1 protein-coding gene is annotated in these 249 nt (G+C 62.2%); it reads right to left on the bottom strand.

Annotated elements, in window-relative coordinates; translation table 11 throughout:
• The coding region (locus R0J88_RS22280; RefSeq protein WP_410901211.1) for a hypothetical protein at positions 1-249 on the bottom strand (249 nt) is incomplete at both ends.

Here is a 249-nt window from a genome sequence, read left to right as displayed (position 1 = left end):
CGAGCACTACCGGCTGAACATCGAATATCAAACCGGCGTCCTGATACTCGACCGACTGCACCGGCGTCCCGCTTTGCCCTTGATAGCTGATGCTCCCCAGCGTCGGCACCTGTGCGCCAACGTTGAGCCTCACCCGCTCGCCGGACACCACCCGCACATGCGGATCGCTCACCTGTTTGAACCGACTGTCTGCATCGAGCGCCGAAATCGCCGCATCAAGCACCGTGCTCGAGAACCGCAACGCCGTAG

The organism is Pseudoalteromonas sp. SIMBA_162 (assembly GCF_046535955.1).
In the GTDB taxonomy this organism is placed as follows: domain Bacteria; phylum Pseudomonadota; class Gammaproteobacteria; order Enterobacterales; family Alteromonadaceae; genus Pseudoalteromonas; species Pseudoalteromonas marina.
This window is presented reverse-complemented; position numbering and strand designations above follow the sequence as displayed.